12 protein-coding genes are annotated in these 12,086 nt (G+C 72.6%); 2 read left to right on the forward strand and 10 right to left on the reverse strand.

Features of this window, described 5'->3' with window-relative positions:
• Window positions 1–2: 2 nt before the first annotated feature.
• From QP090_RS33210 to QP090_RS33245, 8 genes are all read right to left on the reverse strand, one after another.
• Window positions 3–965 (reverse strand): ABC transporter permease, encoded by a 963-nt coding sequence (locus tag QP090_RS33210; protein WP_285943623.1) that lies wholly within the window; start codon window positions 963–965, stop codon window positions 3–5.
• Window positions 962–2,038 (reverse strand): ABC transporter ATP-binding protein, encoded by a 1,077-nt coding sequence (locus QP090_RS33215; RefSeq protein ID WP_285943624.1) that lies wholly within the window; start codon window positions 2,036–2,038, stop codon window positions 962–964. Before QP090_RS33215 ends, QP090_RS33210 begins: the two co-directional genes overlap by 4 nt.
• Window positions 2,035–3,168 carry an ABC transporter ATP-binding protein gene (locus QP090_RS33220; RefSeq protein WP_285943625.1) on the reverse strand — a complete coding sequence of 378 codons (1,134 nt, stop codon included), beginning with the start codon at window positions 3,166–3,168 and terminating at the stop codon, window positions 2,035–2,037. The genes QP090_RS33215 and QP090_RS33220 overlap by 4 nt, the downstream gene beginning before the upstream one ends.
• A 104-nt stretch (window positions 3,169–3,272) precedes the next feature.
• On the reverse strand, window positions 3,273–5,051 hold the full coding sequence (locus QP090_RS33225) for an ABC transporter substrate-binding protein (protein WP_285943626.1): 1,779 nt from the start codon (window positions 5,049–5,051) through the stop codon (window positions 3,273–3,275).
• A 172-nt stretch (window positions 5,052–5,223) separates the two neighbouring features.
• Window positions 5,224–5,988, reverse strand: coding sequence for an NRDE family protein (locus tag QP090_RS33230; protein ID WP_285943627.1), 765 nt, complete (start codon window positions 5,986–5,988; stop codon window positions 5,224–5,226).
• A gap of 85 nt (window positions 5,989–6,073) precedes the next feature.
• A complete protein-coding gene (locus QP090_RS33235) occupies window positions 6,074–6,871 on the reverse strand; it encodes an SCO1664 family protein (RefSeq protein ID WP_285943628.1) in 798 nt (265 codons plus the stop codon).
• A gap of 48 nt (window positions 6,872–6,919) precedes the next feature.
• Window positions 6,920–7,471, reverse strand: coding sequence for a DUF3090 domain-containing protein (locus QP090_RS33240; RefSeq protein WP_285943629.1), 552 nt, complete (start codon window positions 7,469–7,471; stop codon window positions 6,920–6,922).
• A gap of 9 nt (window positions 7,472–7,480) precedes the next feature.
• Window positions 7,481–8,182, reverse strand: coding sequence for a histidine phosphatase family protein (locus QP090_RS33245; RefSeq protein WP_285943630.1), 702 nt, complete (start codon window positions 8,180–8,182; stop codon window positions 7,481–7,483).
• An 86-nt stretch (window positions 8,183–8,268) separates the two neighbouring features.
• On the opposite strand from QP090_RS33245, the gene QP090_RS33250 reads away from it, so the two are divergent.
• Window positions 8,269–9,255, forward strand: coding sequence for a magnesium and cobalt transport protein CorA (locus QP090_RS33250; protein WP_285943631.1), 987 nt, complete (start codon window positions 8,269–8,271; stop codon window positions 9,253–9,255).
• A 19-nt stretch (window positions 9,256–9,274) separates the two neighbouring features.
• Here QP090_RS33250 and QP090_RS33255 read toward each other — a convergent pair whose 3' ends face one another.
• Both QP090_RS33255 and QP090_RS33260 read right to left on the reverse strand, forming a co-directional pair.
• Window positions 9,275–9,895: a hypothetical protein gene (locus tag QP090_RS33255; protein ID WP_285943632.1), complete on the reverse strand. Its 621-nt coding sequence runs from the start codon at window positions 9,893–9,895 to the stop codon at window positions 9,275–9,277.
• 111 nt (window positions 9,896–10,006) lie between these two features.
• A complete protein-coding gene (locus QP090_RS33260) occupies window positions 10,007–10,822 on the reverse strand; it encodes an undecaprenyl-diphosphate phosphatase (protein WP_285943633.1) in 816 nt (271 codons plus the stop codon).
• Between the two features lie 278 nt (window positions 10,823–11,100).
• Here QP090_RS33260 and QP090_RS33265 point away from each other — a divergent pair, with 278 nt between their 5' ends.
• Window positions 11,101–12,054: an aldo/keto reductase gene (locus QP090_RS33265; RefSeq protein ID WP_285943634.1), complete on the forward strand. Its 954-nt coding sequence runs from the start codon at window positions 11,101–11,103 to the stop codon at window positions 12,052–12,054.
• Window positions 12,055–12,086 lie beyond the last annotated feature (32 nt).

Raw genomic sequence — 12,086 nt, forward strand, 5'->3', positions numbered from 1 at the left:
GCTCACTTCCCCCTGACGACACGGTCGCTGCGGGGGTCCAGGGCGTCCCGGATCCCGTCGCCGAGCAGGTTGAACGACAGCGTGGTCAGCAGCAGGAGCACGCCGGGCACCGCCAGCAGCCACCAGGCGGTCTGGAACACGTCGCTGCCCTCGCCGAGCATGCTGCCCCAGCTCGGCATCGGCAGCCGCACCCCGACGCCGAGGAACGACAGCGTGGCCTCGAACACGATCGAGGTCGGGATCAGCAGCGAGGTCAGCACCGTGACCTGGGCGACCAGGTTCGGCAGCACGTCCACGAACATGATCCGGACCCGGCTCGCGCCGAGCGAGCGGGCCGCCTCGATGAACTCCTTCTCCTTCAGCGACATCACCTGGCCGCGGATGATCCGGCCGAACGCCGCGAACGAGAAGAACGCGATCACCAGGATCGTCATGGTGAGGCTGGCGCCGACCGAGGAGATCTGGAAGGTGGTGGCCAGCATGATCGCCACCAGCAGGTACGGCAGCGCCAGCGTGATGTCCATCAGCCGGGCGAGCAGGGTGTCCAGCACCCCGCCGACGAACCCGGCGAGCGTGCCGACCGCCACGCCGAGCAGCGAGGCCAGCACCGCCGCGCCGATCCCGACCACCAGCGAGATCCGCGCCCCGTAGGCGGCGCGGACCAGCACGTCCCGGCCGAGTTGGTCGGCGCCCAGCCAGAAGTCGCCGCCGGGCCCCGCCGGCAGCCCGTCGGGGTTCAGGCCCGTCTTGGGGAAGGTGGCGTCGTAGGGGTGGCCGGTCCAGGACTCCCACACCGGCGCCAGCACCGCGAAGAGCACGATCAGCAGCAGCACGACGATCGAGGCGACCGCCAGCCGGTCCCGCCGGAAGCGGCGCCAGGCCAGCTGGAAGGGGCTGCGGCCCTGGACCCCGGCCTGCCCGGTGTCCACCGGGAGGGCTTCGGCCTCCAGTTCGGAGTAGCTCACTGTTCGACCTCCGGGAGGTCCGGCTCGGTGGAGACCTGGGCGATGGCGGCCTGCAGCTCGGCCAGCCGCTCGCCCGGCTCCACCGGGAAGTGGCAGGCGGTCAGATGGTCCGCCCGGTCACCCGGCCGCGACACCAGCTCCGGGTCCTCCCGCACGCACCGGGGGGCGGCCTTCGGGCAGCGCGGATGGAATCGGCAGCCGGACGGCGGGTCGATCGGGGACGGCACGTCGCCGATCAGCACGATCCGCTCGGTGCGCTCGGCCTCGTCGGGGTCGGCGACCGACGCGGCCGACAGCAGCGCGGCGGCGTAGGGGTGCCGGGGCCCGGCGTAGAGGTCCTCGCCGTCCGCGGACTCGGCGACGCGGCCCAGGTACATGACCGCCACCCGGTCGCTGACGTGCCGCACCACCGACAGGTCGTGCGCGATGAACAGGTAGGTCAGCCCGAGCTCGTCCTGGAGGTCGTTCAGCAGGTTGATCACCTGCGCCTGGATCGACACGTCCAGCGCCGACACCGGCTCGTCGCAGACGATCAGCTTCGGCCGCAGCGCCAGCGCGCGGGCGACGCCGATGCGCTGCCGCTGCCCGCCCGAGAACTCGGCCGGGAACCGGTTGTAGTGCTCGGGGTTGAGCCCGACCAGCTCCATCAGCTCCTGCACCCGCTTCTTGCGGTCGGCGCCGCTCGCGATCCCGTGGACGGCGAACGGGTCGCCGATGATCGAGCCGACCCGGCGGCGCGGGTTCAGCGACCCGTACGGGTCCTGGAAGATCATCTGGACGTCCCGGCGGAACGCCTTGAGGCCCGCCCTGGAAAGCCGGGTGATGTCGGTGCCCTCGAACAGGATCCGGCCCGCGCTCACCGGGTGCAGGCCGGTGACGCAGCGGGCGAGCGTGGACTTGCCGCAGCCCGACTCCCCCACGATCCCGAGGGTCTCGCCCCGGTGCACCCGCAGGTCGACGCCGTCGACGGCGTGCACCCGGGCGATCTCCCTCTTGAACACGATCCCCTGCTTGATGGGGAAGTGCTTGAAGACCCCCTCCACCGAGACCAGGACCTCGTCCCTCCCGCTCACCGGCCGCCCCCGTCCCCGCTCGCCCCGCCGGCGCGGCCCGGCGGGCCGCCGTCCCGTCCGTCCCCGGCCGCGCCCTCCGCACCGGCCGCGCCTTGTGCCCCGAACCTGCCCTCCGCGACGGCCGCGGCGCGGATCCGCTCGGCCTCCTCGCCGCGCCCGGCGGCCGTGCGCGGCAGCCAGCAGGCCGAGAGGTGCGCGGGGTCGTCGCCGGCCACCGGGTCCAGGGGCGGCTCGTCGGTGCGGCACCGGTCCATCACGTACGGGCAGCGGGGGTGGAACACGCACCCGGTCGGCAGGTTGATCAGGCTGGGCGGCTGGCCCGGGATCGGCTTCAACCGGCCCCCCTCGCCCGCCGCGGACGGCACCGACTCCAGCAGCCCCTTGGTGTAGGGGTGGTGGTGGCGGTAGTAGAGGGTGCGGCGCCCGGCCCGCTCGGCGGGCTTGCCGCCGTACATGACCAGAACCTCGTCGGCCATGTCGGCGATCACCCCCAGATCGTGGGTGATCATGATGAGCGCGGTGTCGAACTCGCCCTGGAGCCGCCGCATCAGGTCCAGGATCTGCGCCTGGACGGTCGCGTCGAGCGCGGTCGTCGGCTCGTCCGCGATGATCAGTTTGGGGTTCAGCGCGAGCGCCATCGCGATCATCGCGCGCTGCCGCATCCCGCCGGAGAACTGGTGCGGGTAGTCGTCGACGCGGCTGGCCGGCTGCGGGATGCCGACCAGGCCGAGCATCTCGATCGCGCGCTTGCGGGCCTGCGCCCGGCCGGCGGCCGGCTCGTGCGCCCTGATCATCTCCTCGATCTGCCAGCCCACCTTGTACAGCGGGTGCAGGCTGGACAGCGGGTCCTGGAAGATCATCGCGATCTCCGCGCCGCGGATCGCGCGCATCGCCCGGCCGTCCGCGGTGAGCAGGTCGGCCCCCTCGAACAGCGCGGTGCCGCGGATCGTGGCGTCCGGGGTCAGCCGCATCAGGGTCTGGGCGGTGACGCTCTTGCCCGAGCCGGACTCGCCGACGATGCCGAGGGTGCGGCCCCGGTCCACGGCGAACGAGACGCCGCGCACCGCGCGCACCACGCCGTCGGCGGTGTTGAAGGAGACCTGGAGGCCGGTCACCTCGAGAAGACTCATCGACGCCCCTTCGCGTCAGGATCCGGAACCGCGGCGGCCGCCGGATGGGCGGGCCGGCCGGGCGGGCCGCGCGAGCCCGCCCGGCCCGAGCCGGCCGCGACCGACTAGGAGAGCTTGACCTGGCTGAGGTCGTAGGCCTGGTAGGACGGCAGGTACAGCGCGTTCTTCACCCGGGACGAGTGGAAGATCGGGTACTTCTGGTTCATGAAGGGCACCACCGCGGCGTCCTGCATGATCCGCCGGTCCGCGCGGGCCCACAGCGGGGCTGCCGCGGCCACGTCCTTGGCCGCCAGCGCCTGGTCGATCAGCGCGTTGACCTGGGGATCGTCGTAGCCGCCGTAGTCGGTGGAGTTGGGCCCGTACTGGCGTCCGTCGAACAGGGGCACGATGTTGGTGCGGCCGTTGTTGCCGTACCAGTCGGGGATCCAGCCGGGCGCGGCGATGTCCCACTTGCCGGCCTTGGCGTCGGCCGGCGTGACCAGCGTGGTGTTGTAGAAGGTCCCGTTGGTGTCGGGCGTCGGGTTGGCGGTGATGCCGCAGGACTTCAGGTTGGCCTGCACCGACTGCGCGATCTTCGAGTGGTTGCTGTTGGTGCGGTACGGGAACTTCAGCGTCAGCCCGCCGCCGTACCCCGCTGCGGTGAGCAGCTGCTTGCACTTGGCGGGGTCGCCGCCGTTGCCGCTGGTCGGGTAGAGGTCGAACTTCTCGTGGCCGACGCTGCGGGGCGGGATGACCTGGTTCAGCGGCTCGCTCACGTCCGGGCCGCCGTAGATCTGGATCAGCGCGGTCTTGTCGATCGCGTACTCGATCGCCTGCCGCACCGCGGGCTTGCCGAGCGCCCCGCCGTTGTTGGGGCTGAGGGTGTTGAAGACCAGGTACGGGTTGTTGGTCGACCCGTCCATGATCTTGAAGTTGGAGTTGGACTTCAGGGTCGGGATCCGCGAGGTCGGCACCGTCTGGTCCCACGACAGGTCGGCCGTGCCCTGCTCCATCTGCTGCTGGACGACGTCCGGCGAGTCCTGCCCCATGGTGATCTGGATCCGGTTCGGGTTCTGCGCCCGCAGGTCGTCGGTGTCCTGCCGCCAGGTGGGGTTCTTGTCGAGGATGTACTCCTTGTTGGGCGTGTACGAGGTGATCTGGTACGGCCCGTCGGAGATCGTGTGCTTGCGGAAGTCGGGGCTGTCGGGAATGTACTTGTCGTACTCGGCCGGCGCCGCGGCGGCGAACTGCATGCCGAGGATGTTGGTCAGGTCGGTGGCGGGCCGGTTGAGCCTGATGATCAGGGTCTTGTCGTCCTTGGCCTGGAGCCCGGCCACCGCGGTGTCGTTCTGGTACGCAGCCAGTGCGGAGGCGCTCTTGGCGTCCACCTTCGCGTAGCCCTTGCAGAAGGCGGCCATCCCGACGATGGTCTCGCTGTAGTACGCCTTGCCGCCCGACGGCTTGGCCGGGTTGCAGACCCGCTTGATCCCGCGGACGAAGTCGGCCGCCATCACCTCGCGCGCCGGGTTCGTGTTCCACTGCACGCCGTTGCGCAGCTTGATGGTGTAGGTCTTGCCGTCCGCGCTGAGCCCGCCGTTGCCGGTCGACGGGATCTCGCTCGCGACGTCCGGCCGCACCTTGATGGACTCGTCGAAGTTGTCGGACCCCTTGAAGCTGAACAGCGTCCGCGCGTAGTTGCGGGTCAGCACGCTGCTGACCGTGGTGTAGCCGCTGGACGTGTCGAGGTGGTCGACGTCGGCCGACCCGACGACCTTGAGCGTGCCGCCGCCTCCGTTGCCGTTCCCGTTCCCGCCGCCTCCGCCACCGCCACCGCAGGCGGCGAGCCCGAGGACGACCACGCCGAAGCCCGCGCCGACCGCCGCCCCCCGTCTTCCTGCTGTCATCTGCGTTCCCCCGTCTGCCTGATGACCGAATCCGCGCGCCGTCCGTGGCGGCCGTCTCGGCCCACACGAATATCGCCCTAGGTAGTCAAATTAGCACTGACAGTCAAGAGAAGGTGGTGGCAGGCTCCGACGCGCGGGGCGGTCATCGCCCGTCGCGCTCCGGCGGACGTGTTTAGAGGATCACGGTCCAGGCGGCCGGGTTCCCGGGGGCGGCGGAGAAGTCGTAGCGCACGCCGTCCGCCGACAGCGCGACGAGGCCGATCGAGGTGGTGCCCCAGACCCGGCCGCCGCCGAGGTCCAGGACCGGCAGCAGCGACCGCCGGTCGGCGCGCGGCACGCCGCCGCCGCCGAGCAGGTCGAGCCAGCCGTCCCACGCCCGCGCCGGGGAGTCCCCGCGGCCGGGGTCGGGGCGCGCGGCGGCCTCGAAGCGAGGACGGAAGTGCTCCAGGCGGGCCGCGATGTGCTCGTCCTCGGGGGCGGCCGGATCCCGGTGCTCGCCCTCCAGACCGCTGTTGACCACGATGTGCAGCCCGGGGCCGAGCTCCCGCTCGGCCAGTTCCTCGCCGTCCCAGCTCCACAACCGCACGTGGTCGGGCTCGGCGCCGATCAGGTGGAACGGGTCGAAGCGCGGCAGCTCCAGCTCTCCGAGCTTGCCCTCGGCGGCCACCCGGAGCGGCAGCCCGCCGCGGGAGCGGCGCCCGGCCTCCGGCGCCAGGCGGCCGTGCCCGTTGAGCACGGTGGACGCGCGGGGCGCGTCCGGATCGACCGCGAGCCAGGTGCCCCCGGCGCGCAGGTCCCGGCCCCCGACCAGGCCGGGGCGGTCCGGCCAGTGCCGGCCGGGCGGCTCCCAGGGGCGGGCGATGAACTCGTCCCGCACGCCCGCGAGCAGGACGGGAACCGGGGCTGACGGGTCGACGCTGACAATCGCCGTACACATGGCACATATTGGAACATCTCGCCGAGCATCGCGCGGCGGCGGGGGTGCTCCGGTCGTCAGGCGGCGCGGCCGGGCGGCCGGACGGTCACAGGGGCGGCCAGGGAATGGCCGGCCAGTCCTCCGGGGGGTAGGGGTGGACGCGATGCTTGAGCATCAGCTCGACCCTGCGGCGGGTGGCCTCGACCTCCTCGGCGGTGAGCAGCCCGGCCAGCCGCTCCGCCAGCGGCCCGCCGCGCAGGCCCGCGTCGACCCGGCCGAGCGCCTCGAGCGCCTCGGCGCTCAGCGGCTTGCCGCGCCACTGCCACAGCACCGTGCGCAGCTTGTAGTCGACGGAGAAGCACACCCCGTGGTCGCAGCCGTACACGTGCCCGTCGCCGGGCGGAAGCAGGTGCCCGATCTTGCGGTCGGCGTTGTTGACCACCGCGTCGAACACCGCCATCCGGCGGATGGCCTCGTCGTCGGAGCGGGACAGCCCGACCAGGTCGACGCCCGTGTCGGGCTCCACCCAGAGCTGGACCATGCCGGGGCCGTACGGGCCGTCGCGGTGCACCGTCGGGGGGACCACGCGCCAGCCCATCACGTCCGACACCGCGTACGCGGCGACCTCGCGCTCGGCGAGGGTGCCGTCGGGGAAGTCCCACAGCGGGCGCTCGCCCGCCACCGGCTTGTACACGCACGCGGCGCGCACGCCCTCGTGCTCGATGGCGCAGTAGAGCGTGGCGTTGGACGCCTGGACGAGCCGCCCCTCAACCTCCAGCCGGCCGCCGAGCAGCAGCCGCTCGGCGGCCTCGACGTCGTACGGCGAGGCGGTCCCGGCCGGCGGGGCGGCAGCCTCGGGGGGAACGTCGGCGGCGGTGGGGCGATCCCGGGAGGACTGCGTCATGAGCTCATTCTCCCGGCCGCCCGGCCCATGATCCAGCGCACCGCCATCTCAGCCCAGGTAACCGTTCTGGCGCGGGCACACATGCCCCACGGCGTCGAGCGGGAGGCCGCACAGCGGGCACGGCGGCCGGCCGGCCGCCACCACCTGGAGGGCGCGCTCGGCGAACGCGCGGGCCTGCGCGGCCGTGACCCGCACCCGCAGCACCGCGATCGCCGGGTCGTCGTCGCCGACCTCGGCGTCGCCGGACTCGCCCTCGGCGGCCTCCTGCGCCTCGATCACCACGTGCTCGTCGTCGGGGTCCCAGGCCAGCGCCATCGTGCCGACCTTGAACTCCTCCTCGACCGGCTGGTCGAGCGGGCCCTCGTCCTTCAGCTCCGACGGGGTGACCGCGGGCACCGGGGCGCTGCCGCCGCTGCGGCGCAGCACCTCGTCGAGCAGTTCCTCGAGGCGCTCGGCGAGCAGGGTGACCTGGAACTTCTCGAGGCCGACGCTGGTGATGCGGCGCCCCGACCGGGCCTGGAGGTAGAAGGCGCGGTCGCCGGGCCGCCCGACCACGCCGGCGACGAACCGGTCCGGCTGTTCATGGGAGATGACGGGCATGCCCCGACCCTACGCGCCGCCGCCGACGGCCGCGTCATCGTCTCCCCCGGCACGGTCGGCCCCGGGCGCGGGCAGCAGCCCCGCGACGTCGCCGCCGGTGTCGTTCAGCCGGACCACGAACGGGCGCAGCTCGGTGTAGCGGACGACGGTGAGCGAGGCGGGCTCGGCCTGGATGCGCTGGAACTGGTCCAGGTGCAGCCCGAGCGCGTCGGCGACGACGGCCTTGATGATGTCGCCGTGGCTGCACACCAGGTAGGCGGCGTCCGGGCCGTGCTCGGCCGCGATCCGCGCGTTCCACTCACGGACCGCGGTGACGGCGCGGTGCTGCGCGCCGGCCAGCGACTCGCCGTCCTCGCCGGGGAAGCGGGCGGCGCTCGGATGGGCCTGGACGACCCGCCACAGCGGCTCCTCGGCCAGCTCCTTCAGCGGGCGGCCGGTCCAGTCGCCGTAGTGGACCTCGCCGAACCGGTCGTCCACCTCGATCTCGCCGACGGGCCCGGCGTGTCCGGCGGCGACCGCCTCGGCGGTCTCCAGGCAGCGGTCCAGCGGGCTGGACACCACGGCGGCCAGCGGCAGCGGGGCCAGCCGGTCCGCCAGGGCGCGCACCTGGGCCCGGCCGCGCTCGTCCAGGCCCAGCCGGGGCGTCCACCCGGCCAGCATCGGCCCGGTCATCGCGGTCAATCCATGCCGAACCAGCAGAAGCGTCGTCACAGCAGGCACTCTACGAGACCGGGCGGGCGGCGGGCACGGCGGCGGATCGTCCTCTATGCTCCCCGGATGCGTCAGGATGATGTCTTGTGATCGTCGACAAGGCCATTTACTCCAAGGGCCTCCGCCGCACCATCGACGGGGACATCAGCGACGCCTTCGACGCCGCCCGCGCCGAGGCCGCCCGGAGCCAGGACGAGTGCTTCGTGTGGATCGGCCTGCACGAGCCCACCGAGGAGGAGTTCGAGCTCGTCCGCGACGAGCTCGACCTGCACCCGCTCGCCGCCGAGGACGCGGTGTCCGCGCACCAGCGGCCCAAGCTCGAGCGCTACGACGACACCCTGTTCTTCGTGCTCAAGACCCTGGACTACCACGACGAGACGTCCGACATCGAGGTCGGCGAGATCATGGTCTTCCTCGGCGGCGACTTCGTGGTGACCGTCCGGCACGGCGCGGGCAACCCGCTCGGCCCGGTCCGCGCGCGGCTCGAGCACGACCCCGGCATGCTCCGGTACGGGCCCGCCTCGGTGCTGTACGCGGTCTGCGACGAGGTCGTCGACCACTACGGCGTGGTGACCCGCGAGGTCGAGATCGACATCATCGAGCTGGAGCGGGCCGTGTTCCGGCCGGGCGGGACCGACGTCACCGAGAGCATCTACTCCCTCAAGCGCGAGGTGCTGGAGTTCCGCACCGCGCAGGACCCCCTGGTCCCGGTGCTCCAGGAGATCGTCCGGGGACGGGTCGGCGAGTGCGGCGACACCCGCGACTACTTCCGCGACGTGCTCGACCACCTGCTCCGCGTCGACGGGCAGGTCGACGCGCACAACGAGCTACTCAACAGCGTCCTGACCGCGCATCTGGCGCTCATGGGCAAGCAGCAGAACGAGGACATGCGGAAGATCTCGGCGTGGGCGGCGATCATCGCGGTGCCGACCGCGTTCGCCGGGATCTACGGGATGAACTTCAAGCACATGCCCGAGCTGGACTGGACGCTCGGGTACCCGCTGGTCCTGGTCGTCATCGCGATCGTCTGCGCCGCCCTGTTCCGCCGCCTCCGCGCGAGCGGCTGGCTCTGAGCGGCCCTGGACGGGGCGTTCATCTCTTCGGCGGGCCCGGGGCGAGCAGTGCGGCCCACAGGTGGGACTCGGCGCCCTTGGCCTCCAGCCGGCGCCGGATGCGCTCCACGTTTCCCCGCGTGGGCAGCGTCAGCCGGATCAGCGCCGGGTAGCCGAGCACGAACCCGAGGACGAACAGCGGCTCGTCCTGCTCGATCAGGGCCAGCAGCAACCCGACCAGGATGACCGCCTCGCTCAGCGCGAAGCGCAGCAGCAACGACTGGCGGAACTGCATCAGGGCCGCGCGCGCCACCTCGGGGGCGGGCGTCCCGGGACCCGGCCGCAGCGGGCCCGGGACCCGGATCGCGATCAGCGTGGTCGCCACCGCGACCACGGGCAGCAGGAGGTAGGCCCACAGGGGCCCGGCGGCGAACCGGTCACCGCTGTCGCGCACGATGAGCGGCGATATCGCCAGGATCAGCACCGGCGCCACCACGAGCACCAGCACCATGGAGCGCATCTGGCCGAGGACCGTCCCCGACGTCAGGGAGGCCCGGTAGCCGGGATCGTTCGCGCTCGCCGCGCCGAGCACCGGCTCCCCGCCCTGCCCGTCGCCATCAGTGGGCTTCGGCGGGTGCATCGAAGAGTTCTCTGGCGCCATGGTTGCGAACTCTAACCCGCAGGCCACCCCCCGCAATAGAAGGTGAGGGCGAACCCGCCCGCCGGGCGATTCACATCGAACCGCTTGTCACGGGAGCCTGATTCACCGCGGCTAGGCGGTGATCGCCCCGGCCGCGAGCAGGCCGAGCAGGACGCCGCCGAGGGCCACCCGGTAGTAGACGAAGACCATCGTCGAGTGCTTGGTCAGGAACCTGAGCAGCCACGCGATGCAGGCGTACCCGACGACGAACGAGACCAGGGTCGCGATCGCCGCGGGGAGGATCTGGAGCCCACCGCCCGCCGCGTGCCGCATCTCGAACCCACCCGACAGCACCACGGCGGGGACCGAGAGCAGGAAGGAGTAGCGGGCCGCGGCCTCGCGCGTGTAGCCGAGGAACAGCGCCCCGGTCAGAGTGGAACCCGACCGGGAGGAGCCGGGGATCAGCGCCAGCGTCTGGAACCCGCCGATGATCAGGCCGTCCCGCAGGTTCAGGTCGGCGACGCCGCGCTGCCTCCGTCCGGCCCACTCGGCGACCATGAGCAGCAGGCCCATCACGATCAGCGTGGTGGCGTTGAGCCACAGGTTGCGGGCCGCGCCCTCGATGAACGACTTGGAGGCCAGCCCGACGACGGCGACCGGGACGGTACCGAGCCCGATGTACCAGCCCATCCGGGCGTCCTGATGACTCCGCAGCCCGGGGGTCCAGAGGCTCCGGGTCCAGGTGGTGAGGATCCGGACCAGGTCGCTCCAGAAGTAGAGCAGCACCGCCGCGATCGTGCCGAGCTGGATGACCGCGCTGAACGGCGCCCCCGGGTCGTCCCAGCCGAGGAGCCTGGGCACGAAGAGCAGGTGGCCCGAGCTGGAGATGGGCAGGAACTCGGTGAGCCCCTGGACGGCCCCGAGCACGGCCGCTTCCACGACGTTCACAGGCGGAGGTCCCCTCACGGACGGGCCGGGCGGCGTCGCACGGCGATCTACGAAGAGTAACTCCGGCGGGACGCTCCGGTCCGGGCCGCGTGCCGGTGAGGCCGCAGGCGCACCCCTTTGACCTGCGGCGACGTCACGGGGCTCCATGAGGGTGTCGGCCGACCGTCATCCGTCGCTCACCCCCCGGCCACCTTCGGAGCCCGCGTCCGGCCCTCGGACGCGGGCGGGGCGTGAGGGCCGGGTGGGTCCGCTCTCGCGGAACGCTACTGTGAGCCCTCATGAAGGAGCGTCACCTCGGGCGGAGCGGGCTCATGGTGTCCCGGCTGGGCCTCGGCACCATGACCTGGGGACAGGACACCGAGCCCGCCGAGGCCGCCGCGCAGCTGACCGCGTTCGTGGACGCCGGGGGCACCCTGGTCGACACCGCCGACGTCTACAGCGACGGCGACAGCGAGCGGATCCTCGGCGCGCTGCTGCGCGAGCTGGTGGACCGGGACGACCTCGTCGTCGCGACCAAGGCCGCGATCCGTCCCAACGGCCGCTACGACGCCTCCCGGCGGCACCTGCTCGGCGCGCTGGACGCCTCGCTCGACCGGCTGGGCCTGGAGCACGTCGACCTGTGGCAGCTCCACGTCTACGACCCGGCGACGCCGCTGGAGGAGACCCTGTCGGCGCTGGACGAGGCGATCGCCTCCGGCCGGACCCGGTACGTGGGGGTGTCCAACTACGCGGGCTGGCAGGTCGCCAAGGCCGCGGCCTGGCAGCGTGCCTGGCCGGGCCGCGCACCGGTGGTGTCCGCGCAGCTGGAGTACTCGCTGCTGCGCCGCGACATCGAGCGCGAGGTGGTCCCGGCCGTGCTGGACGCCGGGGCCGGGCTGCTGCCGTGGTCGCCGCTCGGCCGCGGGGTGCTCACCGGCAAGTACCGCACCGGCATCCCGGCCGGTTCGCGCGCCGCCGCGCCGCACTTCGCCGAGTTCGTCCAGCCCTACCTCGACGAGGAGTGCGGGCGCATCGTGGAGTCGGTGGTGACCGCCGCCGAGGGCCTCGGGGTGTCCCCGCTCAGCGTGGCGCTCGGCTGGGTCCGCGACCGTCCCGGCGTCGCCGCGCCGATCGTCGGCGCGCGGACGGCGGCGCAGCTCGTCCAGGCCCTGGAGAGCGAGGATCTCACCCTGCCGAACGAGATCAGGGCCGCGCTCGACGACGTCTCCGACATGTCCTCCGCCCATCCGTGACCGTCCCGGCCGTCCATGGCACGCTCAGGACG

It is taken from the genome of Actinomadura xylanilytica, from assembly GCF_030283145.1.
Taxonomy (GTDB): Bacteria; Actinomycetota; Actinomycetes; order Streptosporangiales; family Streptosporangiaceae; genus Spirillospora; species Spirillospora xylanilytica.

Bases quoted from the DNA above. Each gene is read 5' to 3' on its own strand.
- QP090_RS33220 (WP_285943625.1), bottom strand. From the start codon at position 3,168: ATGAGTCTTCTCGAGGTGACCGGCCTCCAGGTCTCCTTCAACACCGCC.
- QP090_RS33225 (WP_285943626.1), bottom strand. From the start codon at position 5,051: ATGACAGCAGGAAGACGGGGGGCGGCGGTCGGCGCGGGCTTCGGCGTG.
- QP090_RS33230 (WP_285943627.1), bottom strand. From the start codon at position 5,988: ATGTGTACGGCGATTGTCAGCGTCGACCCGTCAGCCCCGGTTCCCGTC.
- QP090_RS33235 (WP_285943628.1), bottom strand. From the start codon at position 6,871: ATGACGCAGTCCTCCCGGGATCGCCCCACCGCCGCCGACGTTCCCCCC.
- QP090_RS33240 (WP_285943629.1), bottom strand. From the start codon at position 7,471: ATGCCCGTCATCTCCCATGAACAGCCGGACCGGTTCGTCGCCGGCGTG.
- QP090_RS33255 (WP_285943632.1), bottom strand. From the start codon at position 9,895: ATGGCGCCAGAGAACTCTTCGATGCACCCGCCGAAGCCCACTGATGGC.
- QP090_RS33265 (WP_285943634.1), top strand. From the start codon at position 11,101: ATGAAGGAGCGTCACCTCGGGCGGAGCGGGCTCATGGTGTCCCGGCTG.